Annotated in this window: 11 protein-coding genes; 4 read left to right on the top strand and 7 right to left on the bottom strand. The window is 67.3% G+C overall.

Going from position 1 to position 19,833, the window contains the following annotated elements; all coding sequences use genetic code 11:
• Positions 1 to 107: 107 nt before the first annotated feature.
• A complete protein-coding gene (locus QC818_RS11770; protein ID WP_309653056.1) occupies positions 108 to 665 on the bottom strand; it encodes a DUF1415 domain-containing protein in 558 nt (185 codons plus the stop codon).
• Positions 666 to 728: 63 nt separating this feature from the next.
• On the bottom strand, positions 729 to 1,427 hold the full coding sequence (nfi, locus tag QC818_RS11765) for a deoxyribonuclease V (protein WP_309653055.1): 699 nt from the start codon (positions 1,425 to 1,427) through the stop codon (positions 729 to 731).
• Between the two features lie 79 nt (positions 1,428 to 1,506).
• On the opposite strand from nfi, the gene QC818_RS11760 reads away from it, so the two are divergent.
• Genes QC818_RS11760 through QC818_RS11750 form a run of 3 tightly spaced genes read left to right on the top strand, consistent with a single transcriptional unit; the run spans position 1,507 to position 6,978 of the window.
• Entirely contained in the window at positions 1,507 to 2,775 is a 1,269-nt protein-coding gene (locus QC818_RS11760) for an exonuclease SbcCD subunit D (protein WP_309653054.1), read from the top strand.
• A complete protein-coding gene (locus QC818_RS11755) occupies positions 2,772 to 6,077 on the top strand; it encodes an AAA family ATPase (RefSeq protein WP_309653053.1) in 3,306 nt (1,101 codons plus the stop codon). The genes QC818_RS11760 and QC818_RS11755 overlap by 4 nt, the downstream gene beginning before the upstream one ends.
• Positions 6,078 to 6,117: 40 nt before the next feature.
• Positions 6,118 to 6,978 (top strand): SDR family oxidoreductase, encoded by an 861-nt coding sequence (locus tag QC818_RS11750; RefSeq protein WP_309653052.1) that lies wholly within the window; start codon positions 6,118 to 6,120, stop codon positions 6,976 to 6,978.
• A gap of 42 nt (positions 6,979 to 7,020) precedes the next feature.
• Here the strand turns inward: QC818_RS11750 and QC818_RS11745 are convergent, their stop codons facing one another.
• From QC818_RS11745 to hsdR, 5 genes are all read right to left on the bottom strand, one after another.
• Positions 7,021 to 10,572, bottom strand: coding sequence for an AAA domain-containing protein (locus tag QC818_RS11745; protein ID WP_309653051.1), 3,552 nt, complete (start codon positions 10,570 to 10,572; stop codon positions 7,021 to 7,023).
• Positions 10,569 to 11,936 (bottom strand): restriction endonuclease subunit S, encoded by a 1,368-nt coding sequence (locus tag QC818_RS11740; RefSeq protein WP_309653050.1) that lies wholly within the window; start codon positions 11,934 to 11,936, stop codon positions 10,569 to 10,571. Before QC818_RS11740 ends, QC818_RS11745 begins: the two co-directional genes overlap by 4 nt.
• Positions 11,933 to 13,582, bottom strand: a complete 1,650-nt coding sequence (locus QC818_RS11735) for a class I SAM-dependent DNA methyltransferase (RefSeq protein ID WP_309653049.1) — start codon at positions 13,580 to 13,582, stop codon at positions 11,933 to 11,935. The genes QC818_RS11740 and QC818_RS11735 overlap by 4 nt, the downstream gene beginning before the upstream one ends.
• Positions 13,579 to 14,739: a Fic family protein gene (locus tag QC818_RS11730; RefSeq protein WP_309653048.1), complete on the bottom strand. Its 1,161-nt coding sequence runs from the start codon at positions 14,737 to 14,739 to the stop codon at positions 13,579 to 13,581. The genes QC818_RS11735 and QC818_RS11730 overlap by 4 nt, the downstream gene beginning before the upstream one ends.
• Positions 14,740 to 14,910: 171 nt before the next feature.
• Entirely contained in the window at positions 14,911 to 18,438 is a 3,528-nt protein-coding gene (gene hsdR / locus QC818_RS11725; RefSeq protein WP_309653047.1) for a type I restriction-modification system endonuclease, read from the bottom strand.
• A gap of 232 nt (positions 18,439 to 18,670) precedes the next feature.
• On the opposite strand from hsdR, the gene argE reads away from it, so the two are divergent.
• On the top strand, positions 18,671 to 19,831 hold the full coding sequence (gene argE / locus QC818_RS11720; protein WP_309653046.1) for an acetylornithine deacetylase: 1,161 nt from the start codon (positions 18,671 to 18,673) through the stop codon (positions 19,829 to 19,831).
• Positions 19,832 to 19,833 lie beyond the last annotated feature (2 nt).

The following is a 19,833-nucleotide window of genomic DNA, read 5'->3' as shown; positions in this document are numbered from 1 at the left end:
CTCGGGCATTGCCTCCGGGCGCCATAACCCGTGTATCGCTACATTAACATTAAACAATAAATTGCGCGGTCTCCCTGTCCACCCCGCCGACCGGCCCCGCCCCGAGCTCAGTCACCGGCGCCGCGCAGCGCCGCCAGCGAGGCCGCCAGCCGGTCGCGCCCCCGGGCCGACATCAGCGCCGCGTTGCGCTCGGGGATGGCCTCGGGGTCGGGGTAGTGAGCCAGCGCTCGCTCCAGGCCGGCCTCGCGGATCAGGTGCCACATCGGCCAGGGCGAGCGATTGGTGTAGTTGCGCGGCGCGTCCTCGGCCTCGCCCTCGAACCGGTAGTCCGGGTGAAAGCTCGCCAGCTGGTAGACGCCCTCGTAGCCCTGCTCGACCAGCAGCGCCTCGGCCATCCCCAGCAGATCCAGGTAGTCGTCGAAGTCGTCCAGGCCCGCGCTCAGCACCATCAGGGTGGTCTCGGTCGCGGCATCCTCGTCGAGGTGCCAGCACTCCTCCATCAGCCGCATCAGCGCGGCCGCCGGATCGGTGGCGTCGATCTCCACATAGCGGATGCTGTCGCGGGCGACCTCGCGGCCGGCGAAGGGGCACACCTCGAGGCCGACCACGAAGGTCTCGACCCAGGCGCGGGTGGCCTCGAGGGGGGAAGGAGAAGCGGCGGTCATGGCGGGCATCCGGGCAGCGAACAAGGGCCGCCATGGTCGGCCGCCCGGCCCTGGATGGCAAGCTCAGCGCCGCTTCTGATCGCGTCTCGACGCCAGCCGGTCGGCCAGTCGCGTCGGCTCCGGCAGCTTGGTGCGCCCCAGGCAGGCCACCACCCAGGCCACGGCGGTCTCCAGGCACAACCGGTGCCCCGGCGACACGAACACCGGCTTGACGCCCCGCCGCGAACGCAGCACCGCGCCGATCGTCTCCTCGCCCCCAGGCCCATCATCGACCAGCGGCGCCCAGTCGCCCCGCGCCGGGCCCGGCTCGCCGTGGCGGCCGCACAGCCGCTTCTTGGCCACGCCGATGGTCGGCAGGTCGAGCCACAGCCCCAGGTGGCTGGCCACGCCCAGCCGCCGCGGGTGGGCGATGCCCTGGCCATCGACCAGCGCCAGCTGGGGGCGCGTCTCGAGCCTCTCGAAGGCCGCCAGCGCCGCGGGCACCTCGCGGAACGACAGCAGCCCCGGCACATAGGGCATGCGCGTGGGCTCGCGATGCACCGCCTGCTCCACCACCTCGAAGCGCCCCTCGCCCGCCGGCGGCCAGGCCAGCACCACCACCGCGGCGCGGGTGATCTCGCCCCCCTGCTCGAAGCCGATATCCACCCCGGCGATGCGCCGCACCGGGGCCAGGCGATCCGTGTGCTCCACCCGACCGGCCAGGCGCCTCTGCAGGGCGATGGCCTCGGTGGGCGACAGGTTCCAGTCGTGGAGGGGCGTCATCGGCAAGGGGCTCCCTGATGTATCGGCATCACTCGGGTTAGACTACGGGTTTTGCCGCGTGACGGAACACCGGGGACCGATGCTGAGACTGATCCACACCGCCGACTGGCACCTGGGCCAGAGCTTCCACGGCCAGGAGCGCTTCGAGGAGCATCGCGCCTTCCTGGCCTGGCTGCTCGACACCCTGGTCGAGCGCGACGCCGACGCCCTGCTGGTGGCCGGCGACATCTTCGACGTGGTCAATCCCTCGCTGCGCGCCCAGGCGCTGCTCTTCGACTTCATCGTCGACGCCCACGAGCGCCTGCCCCGCCTCGACATCGTGCTGATCGCCGGCAACCACGACAGCGGCAACCGCATCGAGCTGCCCGCGCCGCTGATGCGGCGCCTGCGCACCCACGCCCGGGGCCGGGTGACCTGGCTGGACGACGGCCGCCTGGACGCCGAGCGCCTGCTGGTGCCGCTCACCGACGACGCCGGCGCGACCCGCGCCTGGTGCCTGGCGCTGCCCTTCCTGCGCCCCGCCGAGGTCACCGGCGGCCCGGCGCGCGACGACGATGACGATACCCGCGACCCGAACCGCAACGACTACGTCGACGGCATCGCCCGGGTCCACGAACAGCTGATCAAAGCCGCCCGCGAGCGCCGCGAGCCCGGCCAGGCGCTGGTCGCCATGAGCCATGCCCACCTGCGCGGCGCCGCCGTCTCCGAGGCCAGCGAGCGGCCCATCGTGATCGGCGGCGAGGAATCGATCTCCGCGGCGCTGTTTCCAGACGACATCGCCTACGTGGCGCTCGGCCACCTGCACCGCGCACAGAAGGTCGGCGAGGCGCGCATCCGCTACAGCGGCAGCCCATTGCCGCTGGACTTCAGCGAGGTGACCTACCCCCACCAGGTGGTCGAGGCGACAATCGACGAGGCGACGCTGGCCGGCGTCGAGGCCATCGCCGTGCCGCGCCCGGTGGCCATGCACCGCCTGGGCCCCGCGCCCCTCGACGCCGTGCTGGCTGAGCTGGAGGCCCTCGAGGTCGACGATGCGCTGCCCCGCGAGCGCTGGCCCTGGCTGGAGGTGCGTGTCACGCTCGAGGCGCCGATGCCCGACCTGCGCGCCCGGGTCGACGCCGCCCTCGAGGGCAAGGCGCTGCGCCTGCTGCGCCTCGAGCGTCGCCTGCCCCGGGGCCAGGCCGAGGACGCCCCCGAGCGGGTCGCCCTCGAGACCCTCGGCCCCCGCCGCCTGTTCGAGCGCACCTGGCAGGCGCGCTGGGGCGAGCCGCCGGGCGAGGAGGTGCTCGCCGACTTCGACCGGCTGCGCCAGGACGTGCTGGACGCCGACGAGGAGGACCCCGCATGAGGATCCTCGCCCTGCGCCTGGCCAACCTGGCCTCGATCCCCGGCCCCCTCGAGCTCGACTTCACCGCGGCGCCGCTCGCTGATGCCGGGCTGTTCGCCATCACCGGGCCCACCGGCGCCGGCAAGAGCACCCTGCTCGACGCCCTGTGCCTGGCGCTCTACGGCGGCACGCCGCGGCTGCGCCAGGCCCCCGGCCGCGAGGCGCCGCTGCCGGACGTCGGCGACGCCACGCTCAACACCGCCGATCCGCGCACCCTGCTGCGCCGCGGCACGGCCAGCGGCCATGCCGAGGTCGACTTCCTGGGTCGCGACGGCCGCCGCTACCGCGCCCGCTGGGCGGTGCGCCGGGCCCGCGAGAAGGTGGACGGGCGCCTGCAGGCCACCGAGCAGTCGCTGCGCGACCTGGACGACGACCGCCTGCTGACCACCCAGAAACGCGAGTTCGACCGCCTGCTGCCCGAGCGGCTGGGTCTGAGCTTCGAGCAGTTCACCCGCGCCGTGCTGCTGGCCCAGAGCGAGTTCGCCGCCTTCCTCAAGGCCGACGACAACGAGCGCAGCGACCTGCTGGAGCGGCTGACCGGCACCAGCGAATACTCCGCCATCTCGATGGCCGCCTATCGCCGCGCCAGCGAGGCCCGGAAGGCCGTGGAGAAGATCGAGGCCCGGCTCGCCGACGACCTGCCCGCCGAGCCCGAGGCCCGCGCCGAGCTGGAACGGGCCGCCGAGGCCACCCAGCGAGCGCTTACCGACCTGCAGAAGCGCTCGGAAGCGCTTCAGGCCGAGCAACGCTGGCACGACGACGATGCGCGCCTGCGGGCCTCCTTTCAGCGGGGCCAGGCCGAGCAGCAAGCGGCCGAGCGGGCATGGCAGGCGCTGGCCACCGCCCGGGAAGACCAGGCGTGGCGACGGCTGATCCTGCCCCAGCGTCATCGCCTGACCCGCCAGGCCGAGCTGCCCGACGAGATCACGGCCCTGGACGCCGCCCACGCCGAGACGAAGCGATCGCTCACCGACGCCGACACCCAGCAGGCACGAGCCGGGGGCGCCAGCGAGGCCGCCGAGCGCACCCTGGCGGAGGCCAGCGAGGCACGCCGTGCGGCCGAACCCTCCCTGCGCGAGGCCCGGGAGCTGGCGCAGCGGCTCGCAAGCCGGGAGCAGCAGCTCGCCGACCTGGAAGCGAGCCATCACCAACATCGGCGGCAGGCCACCCGCCTCGCCGAGGAATACGGCCAGGCCCGCCGGCAGCAGGAGGCGCTGAAACGCCGGCGCGACGAGTGGCAGCAGGCCCAGCGCCGGCTGATGGGCTCGCACCCGACGCTCGATGCCGCCCGCCTGGCCGCGCAGCAGGCTCACGACCGGGCCGCCGAGCGCCGGCTCGCCCTGGACGAGCTGGCCAGCCGCTGGCGGGAGGCCCGCCACGCGGAACAGGCCCGGCAACGGCTGGCCGAGCAGGTCACCGAGGAGCGCACGCGCCGCGACCGGCTGCTGGCCGACGGCCAGGCCGCCCGGGAACGGCTGGACCGGGCCCAGGCGCACTTCGATAGCGTCTCGGCGCTGATCGAGCGCAGCCGCGCCGCGCGCAGCGAGAGCGTGATCCGGCTGCGCGAGGGCCTCGCGGAAGGCGAGCCCTGCCCGGTGTGCGGCGGCCTCGAGCATCCCTGGCGCCAGCATCCGCCGGCCACGCCGGAGGCCGCCCAGCTCGCCGCCCAGGAAGACGAGGAGGACCGCCAGCTGGACGAGGCTCGCGCCGCCCGCGACGTCGCCCAGCGCCAGCGCGACGAGCTGGTGGGCGACTACCGCGGCGTGGAACGCGCCCTCAAGCAGCTGGAGCGCGACCTGGCGGCCGCCCAGCGACAGCGGGACACGGCCCGCCAGGCCCTGGAGGCCCATCCGTTGCACACCGAGCTGGCCGCCATCGACGCCGCCGAGTGCGACCGCTGGCTCGAGGGCCAGCGCGCACAGAGCGAGGAACAGCGGGCGCAACACCGCCAGACGCTGGAAGCGATTGGCCAGGCCACCGAGGCGCTGGCCCCGCTGGAGGAGTCCCTGCGCCAGGGCGAGCTGGCGCTGACGCGCCTGGAGGCCGACAAGACCACCGCCGAGGTGCGACTGAGCGAGGCGGAGCAGCAGCTGCCCGCCCAGCGGCAGCAACGCGACGAGCTCGCCCGGGCACTCGCCGACCGACTCGGCGAGCACGCCTCGCCGGACGCCTGGCAGCAGCACCTGGACGCCCGCCAGCAGGCCGCCACCAGCGCGCGAGACGCGGCCCTGACCCACTATCACGAGACGCAGCGCGAGCATCAGCGCCTCGCCCAGCAGGCCGCCCACGAGGCCGAACGGCTCGCGGCGCTGCACCGCGAGCGCGACACCCTCGCGGCCGAGCTGGCCGAGTGGCGCCAGGCCCATCCCGCACTCGACGACACCACCCTCGCGCGGCTGCTGGCCCAGCCCGACGACGAGGCCGAACGCCAGCGCCAGCAGTTGGAGGAGGCCGACCAGGCCCGCCAGCAGGCCGCCGCCACCCTCGCCGAGCGCCGCCAGGCCCTGCTCGACCACCGCCGCGATCAGGGGCTGGTCGAGGCCGGCGACGATGAGGACGTACTGCTCGGCGAGTCCACCGAGGCCGAGATCACCCATCGTCGCCAGGCCCTGGTCGAGGCGCGAGAGGCCCTGTCCCCGCGGCTGGAGGCCGCCCAGCAGGCCCGCGACGAGGCCGCCCATGCCCTGCGCGACGACGAGCGCCGACGTCAACGCCAGCGGGACGCCCAGGCCGAGCTCGAGGCGGCGCGGGCCGAGCAGCGCCGCTGGGGCCGGATCAGCGAGCTGATCGGCTCCGCCGACGGCAAGGCGTTCCGACGCATCGCCCAGGCCTACAACCTGGAACAGCTGCTGGAGCACGCCAACGCCCACCTGGGCGGGCTGTCACGCCGCTATCGGCTGGCCCGCGGCGGCAGCCCGCTGGGCCTGCTGGTGATCGATCACGACATGGGCGACGAGCGCCGCTCGGTGCACTCGCTGTCCGGCGGCGAGACCTTCCTGGTGTCGCTGGCCCTGGCGCTGGGGCTGGCCTCCATGGCCTCGGGCGAGCTCACCATCGAGTCGCTGTTCATCGACGAGGGCTTCGGCAGCCTGGACCCGCAGTCCCTGGCGCTGGCCATGGAGGCCCTGGACGGCCTCCAGGCGCTGGGCCGCCGGGTGGGGGTGATCTCCCACGTCCAGGAGATGCACGAGCGCATCCCGGTGCAGATCCGGGTCGAGCCGCTGGGCAACGGCACCAGCCGGGCGCGGCTGGTCAGCGGCTAGCGATCCCGAGACACACGGAAAGACCCAAGGAGACAAGAGGATGCCGGAAGGCCAAGAGACGACGCGCAGCCTGCTGATCACCGGCTGCTCCAGCGGCATCGGCCATGCCGCGGCCCATGCCCTGGCGGCACGCGGCTGGCGGGTCTTCGCCACGGCGCGGCGCGAGGCGGACGTGGCCCGGCTCCGCGAGGAAGGCCTGGAGGCGCTGCGGCTGGATCTGGCCGACGGCGCCTCGATCGAGGCCGCGGTGGAGGATGTGCGGGAGCGCACCGACGGATCGCTGACGGCGCTGTTCAACAACGGCGCCTACGGCCAGCCCGGCGCGGTGGAGGATCTGAGCCGGGCCGTGCTGCGCGAGCAGCTGGAGACCAACCTGCTCGGCACCCACGAACTCACCACCCGGGTGCTGCCGATGATGCGCGCCCAGGGCCATGGGCGCATCGTGCACAACAGCTCGGTGCTGGGCTTCGCCGCCCTGCCCTACCGCGGCGCCTACGTCTGCTCGAAGTTCGCCCTCGAGGGCCTGGCCGACACCCTGCGCCAGGAGCTCCGGGGCAGCGGCATCCACGTCAGCCTGATCCAGCCCGGCCCCATCGCCAGCCGCTTCCGCGAGAACGCCCACGCCGCCTTCAAGGCCAACATCGACACCGCCCACAGCGCCCATGCCGAGACCTACGAGAAGGTGGAGGCCCGCCTGGCCAGCCCGGACGGCAAGGCGCCCTTCACCCTGGGCCCCGACGCCGTGGTGGCCAGGCTGATCCATGCCCTCGAAAGCAAGCGGCCCAGGCCCCGCTACGCGGTGACCGTCCCCACCCAGCTGTTCGCCACGCTCAAGCGGTTGCTGAGCACCCGGGGCATGGATCGGGTGCTGCTGCGTTCGACGCGGGACGAGCGGGAGTGAAAACCGACCAGCAGACCGATTTTCACAGATGCAGCGGCATGACTAACCGACGCTCTCTCCCGCGAGGCTTTGCGATTCATCACGTTCATCCGGCATCGCGCGATGGTTCAGGGCGTCAAGCTGTATATGAATTTCTTCGCGGAGATTACCGCTATAGAGCATGGACGTTTCCATATTCTTGTAAGGCCCACTCCTCGCGGCACTGGCCCAGTTATAGGACCCCACGCACATGAAACGATCATCCGCCATGATCAGCTTGCTGTGCACCCCCTTCACCACTCGCACCCTTACCCCGCCTTCTTGCAGGGCTTCTTGGCAACGACTGAGCTTGGCGACTTTTTGAGCATTTGGCTGATTAGCACTGGTGGTGTTGAAGTGGTGGTCCACATAGACGGTAACTTCCACCCCACGCTCGACCGCATGAAAAAGACACTGAAGAAGCTCCGTCTCGCGCAGCTTCTCGAGTGAAATCCACGGCGAGACGAGCGCGACATGATACCGGACACTTTCCAACAGTTGCTGGATGCAGCGGTCGTGCTCCTCGGCATCATTGATGACTTGAGGGTGACGACATAGCGCCAGGAGGTCGGGGCGAGCGGTATCGATGGTGAACACTTGGGCGTTGTTTTCGTCGGCAAACAGGTATCGGCCGAGCAGATAGCGGGGCGAACCGGGCGCGGCGCCCGCGATGACATCCATATCACCGAACACCATGAAGCTGTCCTTGGCGCGTGACACCGCCACGTTGAGCATCGACGGATCACGGTCGATGAAGCCACCATCGTCATGGCGAGAGTAGACTGCAGAAAACAGGATAATCGGGCGCTCGGCCCCCTGCAGGGCGTGGACCGTGCCTACCGTGACGGCGTACGAATCGTCACCGACGGGAATGTCACGGGCGCGGCACGCCTCGATGATCAAATGCGCCTGAGCCTTGAAGGGGGTCACCACACCGACGATCTCATGCAGCGACTTTCCATGCCGATCCTCGAGGGATCCGCGGTGCGTCGCCAGCCACTCGGCGAGGGTCTCGGCCTCCAGCCGGTTGACGCGGCTTCCCGACGGCGGCGATTCGACGCGACCATCGACATGCACATAGGAGAATGGCGGCCAGGTGGGATCCTTGGCCGGCGTATTGCGCATGGGCAGCAATACGCCCCGATAACAGAGATCATTGCAGTAAGCGATGATCGCGTTCAGGCAGCGCCGGTGCTCCTGCAGGAACATACCCGGCTCGGCCTCGGCGAGATACCGGTAGCGGCTCGCCAGCTGCGCGATGCGCATGACACTACCGTCAACCACGCTGCGCCCGGTGTCGCGTAGCTCATCGTAGTCGTCGACGGCGTCCAGCAGACTCTGATGGCGAAGGTTGCCCACGTCTACCGACTTGACCTGGGTGGAGACCGGCTTGATCTGATGCACGTCGCCGATCACCAGGGCACGTTTGGCCAGCGCGAAGGAAGCCCCCGCCACCTCCGGGGCGACCTGACCGGCCTCGTCGATGATCAGCAGGTCGATTTCATTTTCCAGATACTCCTGTCGAAACCGACCCGGCCCCTCATACACGCCGTGCATCATGTGACTAGGCAACGCATGCAGTGTCGACACGATACAGGGGGTCAGCTTCATACGCCGACGCCATCTGGGGCGTACCGACTTGATGCCGGTCTTTTCACGCTCCTTGGCCTCTTCGGCAAGTTGCCGAGCCTGGGCACGACAATCCTCCAGCCAGCGCGCCTCCCAGTAGTGCACCGCCAGCCGAAAAAGCGAGAAGCGCAGCGAAGTGTCAAGAGACTTGTCGATGGCATCCAAGGAGTCGAAGTCAGCCGCCTCGGGCAGCAGAGACTGAAGCCGTGAGGCTTCGGCCGCTCGCTCATCCAGGAGTTCCTGGCGTGCCTCGATCTCCTGTCGCAGCCGTTCGATGCGAGCCTGCCGCTCATCGAGCCAGGATTGTAATGCCGCCTCCGGGGACTTCGCAGCGGCCCCATGGATAATCGCTTTGGCACGGTCATTCAGCGCCTCATCGATGAACAGCTCGCGCTGCAAGCGGCGACGCCTCGCGACCGGCGGCAAGACGCTCAGCACCGACAGCCAGAGTGGCTCGTCGGCGCAGAAACGTTTCCAGCGACGCAGCGCTTCCTCGATCGCGCCCTGTTCCCCACACAGCGCCTCGAGCGTTTGACGTTCATTCAGCTGTTTGGCCTCGGCATCCTCTCCCAAGCGCTCAGCCAGATCGCACAGCTTTCTCCAGCACCGCTGGATATCGGTCAGCCGATCTCGGGTCTTCTTCAGTTCACCATGCAGGTGCTGACGAACCGCTGTCACGTCATTCACGGCTTCGTCATCGAATGCCGCCCTGGCACACGAAAGGAACTCACCTTCGGCACGCTCCAGATACTCGGGATGCTCGAGGCGGCGATAGAAGGCAGGCGTTTGGTATTCCTTCGCGGCCTCGTCTTCGCGACTGCGGGCAGGATAGAAACCACCATAGCTGTCGATACCCGGCAGCCAGCGGCCGCCTAAGGGGCCATCGTTCTCCTCGAAGTCCTTGGCGAAGGCCGCGAGAATATTCGTGACGGCCTGGTTGTTGGTCGACGCCGCCACGATCAGCGGCGGTTCGGACTCCTCGAGTGCCGCCTTGACCCAGCGCGAGGCCACGACGGAGAGCACGAAAGTGGTCTTGCCGGTGCCAGGCGGCCCGTTGACGGCGAGGATCTCCCCTTCCTCCATCGCCATGGCCTGGGCCAGGGCATCGCGCTGCGCGCTGGCCATGGGATAAGCGGTATTGGCATGGCCCAGTCGCGTATCCAGCCGAGCAAGCGCCTCGATGCAGGGACGATGCCCCTCCTCCGGACCTGACAGCGCATAGCGCTCCAACAGCGGCAGCGTCCGATCCGTTTCACCGAGCCAGTCATAGAGGTTGAGGATGTGCTGGGCGGCACCTTTGGCCTGCGGTTCCACCTTGAAAAGGCGCGCCTCGCCCAGGCTCTCGAAGTTCGCCTTGAGTGGCTCCAGAGCGACCAGCTGCTCGAACAGCCGACGCGAGACCTCATAGTAGGTCCGCCAGCGCCCTTCCTGTGCCTCGGTGTCGCCCTCCTCCACCAGCGCCAACGCCTCATGCTGCGACCAGACACTCACGGCCTCACGCGTCAGCAGCTGGTCCTGCGCCTCCACCTCACCCAGGGTGAAGCGGTCGTCGGCCTGGGGGCTCAGCAGGTCGCGGGGAATCACCGGCGGCTCGGCTGGAATCAAGTCACCCTGACGGGTGACCCACAGCACGCAGATCAACGGCGTGACCACCTCCGGAAACAGCGCCTGCTTCCGCTTGCCGTGCTCCTGGAGGGAACGATAAACGGCGGGGCGCAGCACGACGCGCACCAGCTGCGTCTCTTCCGGTTCGTCCTCGAACAGCCGGGCCAGCACCGGATGGGCCGAAGGCAACCGCCCCTCCTGGTAGATTTTCGTTTCTACCGACCACAGGGACTTGAGCTCCTTGTCCTTAAGGGCACCTCGGCCGCTCTCGGCATCCGCCAGCGAGTTCCGCCAGTAGCGCAGCCACTGGCCAACCCCAGACGACTCGTTGGCTGCACTCATGCCGACACCTTGCCTTTCCTGGAGCGCCTTTTCGGTGAGATCGCCGCCTTCTCGGCCTTGATGCGCGCCAGCAGCGCCTCGGCGGAGTGCTCGCCGCTGATCAGCTCGGGGTTTTCCGCACGCCAGTCGGCGGTGAGTTCGCCGCGGAAGGCCTTGGCGAGGATGGATTGGGTCAGCTTGTTGACGCGGGCCTGGGCGTTCTCGACCTGTTTCTCTACCTGGTCGGCAAAGGCGAAGAGTTGATCGACATGGCGGACGATTTCTTTCTGCTCATCAAGAGTAGGAAGCGGAACCTCCAGTCCAGCCAACTCCTTTCCATTGATATTATTAACACCAGAAGTGGATCTAGCCTTGCTCTCTAAAACATTCCTAATCATAGGACTTCTTAGACAAAAGGCGACAAAACCTGCATCAACCAAACGCAAATCCAAACGAAGACGAATCAAATAGCCTGCAAAAACACAGCTCGCTTCCTTTTCTGAAACAACAGCCACTTTCCCGACCAAATCCAAACTTCCATTGGATCGAATCAGCAACAAATCCCCAGGCTTCAAAGCCAGCTTTGATAACTCCTTGTCATCAAAATTCGCATACTTCAAACCATTTAGATTGACCACCCCATCCCCTACATTGGGTATGCGAAGCACTGGGGTACCCCCGGACTCTGAAGAGCATTTCTTTGATGTACCATAGCGGATTTCACTAGCAAAGCTCCCAATACTCTGAAACTTGTAACCTTTTACCTCCTCTTCTTCCCCTATCGTCAGTCTCCCACTCACCGCCGCCGCCAGAACAGACTGGCGAAAGCGTTTGAGGATAGCAGGAATGGCATCCAGGCGGGCCTTTAGATTATTGACCTGAGCCAGCAGCTCATCCAGCTTATCAGCAATGGCTTTCTGCTCTTCCCGTGGCGCCACTAAAAGTGGAGCGACCTTACCATCCTTAGTACCAAGACGAGGCATATTGACGCCGTAGCCCACTTCATTGACGTACAACAGAAAGCCAGGCGACTTCAGCCAGTGGAAGAGATAGCGGTTATCCAGGTGCGGGCGTGCATCAAGGGGAACGATTTCGGTGGTACAAACGCCATCCCGGTCAGCGATCACGACTTTATCGAGATAGGGGCGTAGCTTACCGTAGAGAACATCTCCCTTCTTGAACCGGTTCTTGGTGCTCTTGAAGTGACGCTCTCTGAAACTCAGACGCTGGATCATTCTCGACGAGGATTTCTCTATATCCTCGAGTTCGAGCACCCAGGTATCGTCATCAACCTGTTCACGGGTCGACTTTTCCGCCTTGCCATACTCCACAACCTGACCAAGCGTGGTTTCTACCCACCCCTCCGGCAATAGCCGCTCACTCATCCCTTCACCTCATTACCGCTTTCCTCGCCCAACCCCATAGCCTCAGCCAGCAGCGTCTTCTGAGCGGCGGCCTCGTCCTCATTGCCGAGGGCGGCCATCAGGCCGTCGAGCTCGCGCAGGGCCTCGGCAAGCTCGCTCATGGCCTCGGCGGCGAGCACGTCGGGCTCGGGCAGGTTCTCGGCTTCCAGGCTATCGGCGTCCTTGAGCCAGGTGATATCCAGGGAATCGCCCTTGGTGTCACGGATCCACTCGCGGCTGAAGCGGCGCCAGCGGGCGGTCTGCAGGCGCGCTCTGGTTTCCTCATCCAGGCCGACGTTGGCGTCGGGATCGGCGGTTTTTTGCGAATCGATCTCCTCGGCGCCGAAGCTCCAGTCGCCCTCCTTCCGAGCCGCAAGCTGCTCGCTCAGGGCATCGGCGCCGGCCGGGTTATAGCAGCGCTCGAAGGGGGCGAGGTGCGCCTCGTTGAAGGGCGTGCGCTTGCCGAAGCTCGGCATATTGGTGCGCAAGTCGTAGACCCAGACGCTGTCGGTACAGCCCTCGTCCTGATGAGGGTTCTCGGCGGTGCCGCGGCTGAAGAACAGCACGTTGGTCTTCACGCCCTGGGCGTAGAAGATGCCGGTGGGCAGGCGCAGAATGGTATGCAGGTGGCACTTCTCCATCAGGTCGCGACGGATCTCGGTGCCCTGCCCGGCCTCGAACAGCACGTTGTCCGGCAGCACCACGGCGGCGCGGCCGCCAGGCTTGAGCCCGCGGTAGATATGCTGCAGGAAGGCGAGCTGCTTGTTGCTGGTGCGGAAGGTCAGGTCCTCGCGGGTGATGCTGGCCTCGCCGCCCTTGGCGGTGCCGAAGGGTGGATTGGCGAGGATCATGTCGGCCCTGTCGAGCTGGGCGCCCTGCTGGCCCAGGGCATTGCCTAGATGCACCACGCCCTCGTCATCGCCTTCCATGCCGTGCAGCAGGCAGTTCATCAGCGCCAGGCGACGGGTGCCGGGCACCAGCTCGATGCCGACAAAGGCCTTGAGCTTCTGGTAGTCGGCCTGAGAGCGGTCCAGATCCAGATAGTCGTCCGTCTGGTCACGCATGTACTGGTCGGCGGCGATCAGGAAGCCGCCGGTGCCGGCGGCGGGATCCTGGATGCGCTCGCCCGGCCGGGGCTTCATGCAGCGCACCATGGCATTGATCAGCGCGCGCGGCGTGAAGTACTGGCCGGCGCCCGACTTGGTCTCGTTGGCGTTCTTCTCCAGCAGGCCCTCGTAGAGATCGCCCAGGCCGTCCTTCTGGGCGCTGAACCAGTCGATCCGGTCGAGGTCGCGAATCAGCTGTTCCAGGTGCCGGGGCTCGCGCAGGCGCGTCTGGGCGTCGGCGTAGATGGCGGCGATCAGCCGGTCGTCGCTCTTCGAGAGGTCGAGCAACATCTGCTTGTAGAAGTTGAGCAGCTCTAGCCCCGAGCGGCCCGTCAGGTCCGGCCAGCGTTTGCCCTCCGGCAGGGCATGGGCGTTGAGCAGGCCGGCCTGGGTGTTCTCGTATTCCATCTTGACGAACAGCAGCAGCACCAGCTCGGTGACATAGTCCGAGTAGTTGATGCCGTCGTCGCGCAGCACGTCGCAGAGGTTCCACAGCTTCTGGACGATGTCGTTCTGGGTCATGAGGGGTCCTGATTGAGAATGTCGATATAGGCCCGGTAGGCGTAGATGCGGTTGCGCTTCTGACCGGTGAGCTCCTGCACGATGCCGAGCTCGTTTTCCAGTGCGGTAAGGAGCTTGCCGACGGTGGCCGGAGTCAGGCCCGTGCGCTCGCAGAGGTGACCGATGTTGGCGATGGGCTGCTGGAAGAGCGCATCGATCAGCAGCCCGGCCGAGCCCGCCTGGCGGCCGAGCTCGGCGAGCCGCGCCTTGTCCTGCTCGCGCAGCCGGTTGAGCCGCCGGGCGGTGGTCACGGCCTGGGTCGCGGTGTCCGCCACGGCATCCACGAAGAACAGCAGCCAGGCTTCCCAGTCGCCGGTGACGCGCACCTGCTGGAGGCGTTCGTAGTAGAGCTGCCGGTGCTTCTTGAAGAACACCGACAGGTAGAGCAAGGGCTCGCTGAGGATGCCGGCCTCGACCAGGATCAGCGGAATCAGCAGGCGCCCCAGGCGCCCGTTGCCATCCATGAAGGGGTGGATGGTCTCGAACTGAACGTGGGTCAGCGCCGCCTTGATCAGCGGGTCGGTGGCCTCGGGCACGTCGTTGATGAAGCGCTCGAGCGCCGCCCAGCACTCCGCCAGGAGCTGGGGCGGCGCCGGGACGAAGACGGCCTCGTCGGGCCGGTGCCCACCCAGCCAGACCTGATTGCCGCGAAACTCGCCCGGCCCGCGATTGATGCCGCGCCCCGAGGTCATCAAGGCGGTGTGCATTTCCATCAGCAGCCGATGGCCGATGGGAAGCCCCTCGCGCACGCGCCGCACGCCGAGCGTCAGGGCGTTCACATAGCAGCAGACTTCCTGCGCATCGTCCATGGGCACGCCCGGCATGCCCTCCATTTCGTAGAGCATCAGATCGCTGAGCGAGGACTGCGTGCCCTCGATCCGCGACGACATGACCGCTTCCTTGCGGACATAGCTGTACAGAAACAGCGAGGCATCGGGCAGCAGGGTGCTGATGGCATCGAGACGCCCCAAGGCCAGCATGGCCTGGTTGATGCGCCCCTGCAGCTTGCCGTCCAGCGCCAGCGGGGGCTCTGGCGGCAGCGAGTCGGGAATGAACGCCTGGCAGCGTACGCCGCCGGCGACGCTGTCGACGTAGTGGCCCGTGAGTCCACGTTCCATGGGGTTCACCTGAAGTTCGGCATCGCAGCCGGTTAAAATAGCGATGGCGCTTATTTTAATTTATGGCCAAAAATAAAATAAGACTTGACGCTATTTTACGTTCATCGCTAAAAGCCAACGCCGACATGGTGGCGCCATCGCTCCCCAAGACGTATCGCTGGTGCAACGCTCTCAGCTCGCCTCCCAGAGCCCGTCGTTGAGGGCGTCGAGCACCTCGTCCAGGTGGTGGCCCAGCAAGGCATCCAGACGCTTCAAGCCGCCGTGCTCGGCGAAGCGCTGGTTGATGAACTCGCGGTCGAGCACCACCTCGTGGCCAAGCTGCTTGGCCAGGCGGTCGAGCCACTTGCGCTGGGCCGGCGTCCAGTCGTGCAGGGCGTAAATACGCTGCATGGCGTCACGCACCCGCTGCTCGAAAGGAATCAGCGCCTCGCCCAGGGCGGCACGGCGGATATGGCCGACGATGCTGGCGGCGATCTCCTGGTTGGTGGCGTTGCGCCAGGCGCTTTCCAGGGCGGCCTCGCTGTAGCCGGCGCCGTCCAGCAGCAGGCGCACCTCCTTGAGGGTCTCGCGGGTCATGTCGCGGGGGCGGTTGACCACCACGCCCAGCGCCACGGACTCGTTGAGCTGATGCTTGATGAAATCGTCGAAGCTTTCCAGGTAGTCGGCGGGCTTCTCGTGCACGCCGTAGTCCTGAGTGCGCTTCTTGAACTCGTCGGCGCCTTCGTAGATCACCGGCATCCGCTCGTCGCCCAGCAGCGCCTTGACCTCGGCGACCTGACGAAGCAGCCGGCCATGCTGTTTCAGGAAGTCGGCGGCGGGCTGAGGGCCCAGCTCGTGAAGATGCTTATGGAGCCTATCCGGCGCCACGCCCCAGCTCTGCTCGAGGCGTGCCAGGCACTGGCGAACGTCGTCGCGGCGTTCGGCCTGCTTGGTCGCCTGGCGCATCACTCGCATCAGCTTCTGGCCGAACTGGTCGAGTACCTCATCGGCCTGGCTGCGCCCTTCCGTTTCACCGGGTGCCTGGCTGGCATGCGCCAGCTGATCGGGATCGGTCAGTTCGCCGTGAAGCTGCTCCAGGGTGACGTTGGGGTTCTTGACCAGCGGCTGCATGGTGTTGACCTCGGCCAGGGCGGCGTAGAGGTCCACGGGGTCGTAGATCAGGAACACCGACTTGCCGATCTCGTCGCAGCGCCGCGTGGCTCGCCCGATCATCTGCTCATAGAGGATGCGCGACTTCACCCGGCGCAGGAACACCAGGTGGCAGATGCTCGGGACGTCGATGCCGGTGGTCAGCAGGTCCACGGTGATGGCGATGTTGGGGTACTTGTCGTTCTTGTAGCTACGGATCAGGTCGCCGACCTTGTCGGCCTTGCCGGTGATCTTGGCCACCGCGGCCTGACGGTAGGCCTCGCCATATTTCGCATGGAACGCCTCGTCGAGCAGTCGCTTGACCATATCGGCATGCAGGTCGGTGGCGCAGAAGATCAACGTCTTCTCTTCGTCGAAGGGGTCGAGCTCCTCGACCAGCTGTTCGCAGATCACGCGATTGAAATCGGGAGCGATCACCTGACGGTTGAAGGCCTCGACCTCGAAGTCCAGCTCGTCCTCGAGCTCGGCGCTTTCCACCTCGCCGGTGCGGGCATCGATGCGGCTGACCGCCTCGCCCTTGTCGAAGTGGATGCCGTGGCGGCTGAGCAGGGTCTCGTAACGAATCGGCGGCTCATGGTCGATCAGCCAGTCGTCGGCCACCGCCTCGCGATAGGAGTAGGTGAATACCGGCCGGCCGAAGATCTCGCTGGTGTGCTTGGCCGGGGTCGCGGTCAGCCCGATGCGCACCGCGTCGAAGTGCTCGAGCACGCGTCGATAACGCGACAGATACTGGCCGGTATCCCGGGTGGCCAGTTCGCCCTCGGTCATCTCCTGATCCAGGGTGTAGCCGCGGTGTGCTTCATCGACGATGAGGCAGTCGTAGGTATCCACCGGCGGCGGGGCATCCGCCATGAACAACCGTCGCGACATGGCCTGGACGGTGGCGACCTGCACTCGCGTCTCGGCCTCGGCGGCCATATCGCCAAGTTCGGCGACGTTGTAGACCTGCGAGAGCGTATGGTTCTGCTCCAGGGGCGCCTCGTCGAAGGCGTCCTGCGCCTGCACACCCAAAGCGTTGCGATCCACCAGGAAGAGGGCGCGGCGGAAGCGCTCGGTCTTCAGGAAACGATAGATCAACCCGATGATGGTGCGGGTCTTGCCGGTGCCGGTCGCCATGGCCAGCAGCGCACGCTGATCGCCGTTCTCGAGGGCGCCTTCCACGGCGTGGATCGCCCGCTCCTGGTAATCGCGCAGCCGCAGGTAGCCAAAGCCTTCCTCGCGCAGCCGCCGCTCGGCCTGGGCACGGCTGCGCGTGAGGCGATCCAGCAGCCCTTCCGGGCTATGGAAGTGCGGCAGCGCCCGGGCCAGGTTGCCCGGCTCGCGCACGTCGCGGAACCAGATCCCGGACTTCTCGGCCAGCTGCGGCAGGTAGGGGCGGCCGTTGCAGGAAAAGACGAAGGGAACGTAATAGTGGCCGTCCCGATCGTCGGGCCAGGCGATGGTGCGCCCTTCCCGCTCCCAGGCCGGTTCGAGTTGCCCCCCGGGTGCAAAACCGCCGCTGAGTCCTCGTGAGTAGCGCTCGGCCTGCCCCAGCTTGCCGGCCACATCGACGTTCTGGCGCTTGGCTTCCACCACGCCGATGGGCAAGCGGCCATGGAACAGCACGTAGTCGACGCGCTGGCCGTTGGGAAGCTCCCACTCGGCAATGGCTCGGCACTTGCCGGTTTCAGGTCGCGCGCCCTTCTTCCAGGTAAGTTCAAGCGAATCGGCTTCCCAGCCCGCTTCCTGCAAGTGCTGGTCGATCAACAGGCGAGTGAGCTCCTCGTCCATGCCCAGTTGATCATTGAGCGCCTGGTTGGCCTGACGCAGTTGCGGGCGCGAGATCGATCGAGCATCGCCCTCCGCCTGGGCGCGGGTCAGCTCGGCCAGACGTTGCTGGAATTCCCGTTCCCGCTCTTCGAGCTCTGCCTGCTGGGCCTGAGATGCTGCGCCCAGGCGGCGCGCCTCTTCATCCATCGCCTCGGCGAGTTCGGCATACTCCTGCTTCTCCCGAGCTTCCAGCTCGGCCAGCCGACGCTGCGCTTCGGCCTGCTCGCTGGCAGTGGCCAGCGCACCGCGCAGTCGCTCCATCTCGGCCTGTAGCTCGCGCAGATCACGGCTGGGGTCCTGCGGCGGCGTAAAGGCACCCGCCTTGAAATCCGGATCGGCAAAGGCACGATGGAACCAGACCGCCAGGCTGCGGCCGACCTTGAGCCCCTGGATGGCCTCCCGGTGCTGGGTGCGGAACTGGTGAGTGGCCTTGTTACCTTCGATGCGCAGAGTATGAAAGAGCTCGCGCACCGCAGGATCGAGCCCCATGGCACCATCGATTCGGTACAGCAGATCGCGCTGACTCGTGCGCTCCTCCACCTCGAGCCCGAGGCGGGCCGCGATATCCTGCGCCATGGCCTCGCCGAGCTGACGAAGCTTGATCAGAGTGGTGTTGGGATCATGGGAAAAGGCACGCTCGGCACAGGAAGCGAGCTCGAGAAAGACCGGGTCGTGCCCCGTCAGAAAGGAGAAGTTGCCAGCATCATGGCGGCGATCCTTGCGTTCGGTGTGTCCCTGCATGCGCCTTCCCTGCTGCGGTTGCCTGGCTTGCGTCGCCCGCTCTTGCGGCGAGCTGAACCCATATTCCCTTAGCCTGCCAGCAATGCAAGATTGAGGCTAGCCATGGCGCCGGAGGCTGCCTAATCGTCGATCTCGCGGGCGATGGAAGCCCCCTTCCCATGGCCAAGACTCATGCCGTGGTTCGCGGTGGCATGATAGGCTAGCGGGCGATCTTCCCTTTCGGAGCCCGACCATGACCGATGCCGCCCAGCTCCTCGAGAGGCTGGTGGGCTTCCCCACCGTCTCCCGCGACTCGAACCTGGACCTGATCGCCTTCGTCGAGGCCTGGCTCGACGAGCACGGCGTCGAGCACTGGCGCGTGGACAACGACGACGGGACCAAGGCCAACCTGCTGGCCCGTATCGGGCCCGAGGTCGAGGGCGGCGTGGTGCTCTCCGGCCACACCGACGTGGTGCCGGTGGACGGCCAGCCCTGGTCGACCGATCCCTTCACCCTCACCGACAAGGGCGATGGCCGCCTCTACGGTCGCGGCACCTGCGACATGAAGGCCTTCATCGCCTGCGCCCTGGCCGAGGTGCCGCGCTGGGTCGAGCTCGACCTGGAGAAACCGATCTATTTGGCCTTCTCCTACGACGAGGAGGTCGGCTGCATCGGCGCGCCGCGGATGATCGAGCGGCTGCTGGCCGACCATCCGCGGCCGGCGGCGGTGTTCGTCGGCGAGCCGACGCTGATGGCGCCGGTGGTCGCCCACAAGGGCGCGACCAACCTGCGCACCACGGTGACCGGCCGGGCCGCCCACTCCAGCCAGGTCAACCAGGGCGTCTCGGCGATCCATGTGGCTGCCCGGCTGGTGACCTTCATCGAGGACGTGATGGCCGAGCTGCGTGCCGAGGGCCGGGTCGACGAGGCCTTCAACGTGGTCCACTCCAGCCTGCACGTGGGCAAGATCAGCGGCGGCACGGCGATCAACATCATGGCCCGGGAGTGCAGCTTCGAGTGGGAGATCCGCCACCTGCCCTCCGACCGCTTCGAGGACCTGATCGGCCGGGTCGAGGCCCATGCCGAGCGGCTGCAGGCCGAGATGCGCGAGCGCGCCCCGGAGGCCGGCATCCACACCGAGCGACTCAACACCACGGTCCCGGCGCTGGCCGACGACAACAACGCCGAGGTGCTGGCGCTGTGCCGCGACCTGGTGGGCGAGGCGCCGGCCGGCGCCGTGGCCTACGCCACCGAGGCCGGCCAGTTCCAGCGCGCCGGCCTGCCCACGGTGATCTGCGGCCCGGGCAGCATCAGTCAGGCCCACCAGCCCGACGAGTACCTGGAACTCGCGCAGCTGGACGCCGGCGCCGCCTTCATGCGCGCGCTGGGCGCACGCCTGGCGAGGGAGGGCTGACG

Source organism: Halomonas koreensis (assembly GCF_031451675.1).
GTDB classification, from domain to species: Bacteria; Pseudomonadota; Gammaproteobacteria; order Pseudomonadales; family Halomonadaceae; genus Halomonas; species Halomonas koreensis.
Note: the sequence above shows the minus strand (reverse complement) of the source record. Positions and strands in the feature narration are given on the sequence as shown.

Coding starts and splice junctions, on each gene's coding strand:
- QC818_RS11735 (WP_309653049.1), bottom strand. CDS start 13,582: ATGACCCAGAACGACATCGTCCAGAAGCTGTGGAACCTCTGCGACGTG.
- QC818_RS11760 (WP_309653054.1), top strand. CDS start 1,507: ATGCTGAGACTGATCCACACCGCCGACTGGCACCTGGGCCAGAGCTTC.
- QC818_RS11750 (WP_309653052.1), top strand. CDS start 6,118: ATGCCGGAAGGCCAAGAGACGACGCGCAGCCTGCTGATCACCGGCTGC.
- argE (WP_309653046.1), top strand. CDS start 18,671: ATGACCGATGCCGCCCAGCTCCTCGAGAGGCTGGTGGGCTTCCCCACC.
- hsdR (WP_309653047.1), bottom strand. CDS start 18,438: ATGCAGGGACACACCGAACGCAAGGATCGCCGCCATGATGCTGGCAAC.
- QC818_RS11740 (WP_309653050.1), bottom strand. CDS start 11,936: ATGAGTGAGCGGCTATTGCCGGAGGGGTGGGTAGAAACCACGCTTGGT.
- QC818_RS11770 (WP_309653056.1), bottom strand. CDS start 665: ATGACCGCCGCTTCTCCTTCCCCCCTCGAGGCCACCCGCGCCTGGGTC.
- QC818_RS11730 (WP_309653048.1), bottom strand. CDS start 14,739: ATGGAACGTGGACTCACGGGCCACTACGTCGACAGCGTCGCCGGCGGC.
- QC818_RS11755 (WP_309653053.1), top strand. CDS start 2,772: ATGAGGATCCTCGCCCTGCGCCTGGCCAACCTGGCCTCGATCCCCGGC.
- nfi (WP_309653055.1), bottom strand. CDS start 1,427: ATGACGCCCCTCCACGACTGGAACCTGTCGCCCACCGAGGCCATCGCC.
- QC818_RS11745 (WP_309653051.1), bottom strand. CDS start 10,572: ATGAGTGCAGCCAACGAGTCGTCTGGGGTTGGCCAGTGGCTGCGCTAC.